The sequence below is a fragment of the Streptomyces canarius genome, assembly GCF_014650735.1.
Lineage (GTDB): Bacteria > Actinomycetota > Actinomycetes > Streptomycetales > Streptomycetaceae > Streptomyces > Streptomyces olivaceoviridis.
This window is the reverse complement of sequence record NZ_BMVN01000262.1, coordinates 1-510: the sequence shown is the minus strand read 5'-3', so window position 1 is coordinate 510 and position 510 is coordinate 1. Positions and strand designations below refer to the sequence as shown.

The following is a 510-nucleotide window of genomic DNA, read 5'->3' as shown; positions in this document are numbered from 1 at the left end:
GACGGCGCGTTTGAACCACTCCGGGTCCCGGTCCTTGGCGGGAGTGTCCTCGAAGGTGTCCGGAACGGGCTCATTGACGATCATGTTGTGGGTGACCCTCCGGTCTGCGGGGTGGACGGTCGCAGGACGGTGAAGACGTGCGCGGGCCTGTGACCCGGTTCGAGGCGCACATAGTTGGCCCTGCCCCAGTAGTAGGTCTCGCCGGTGAGCTCGTCGCGCACCGGCGCGGACTCGTGCCAGTCCAGGCCGAGTTGCGGCATGTCCAACGAGACCGTGGCCTCCTGGGTGTGGTGGGGGTCGAGGTTCACGACCACCAGAACCGTGTTCGATCCGCTCCGCTTCGAGTAGACGATCACCGCGTCCTTGTCGGCGTGGTGGAAGTGCAGATCGCGCAGCTGTCGCAGGGCCGGCTGCCGCCGCCGGATGGTGTTGAGCTTGGTGATGAGCGGTGCGATGGTGCGTCCCTCGCGTGCGGCGGCTTCCCAGTCGCGGGGTTTGAGCTGGTACTTC

The 510-nt window shown here is 66.7% G+C and carries 1 pseudogene; it reads right to left on the bottom strand.

Annotation, left to right across the window (positions count from 1 at the left end):
- Window positions 1-80 precede the first annotated feature (80 nt).
- Window positions 81-510, bottom strand: a pseudogene (locus IE294_RS47200) (DUF3459 domain-containing protein); the annotation flags it as partial.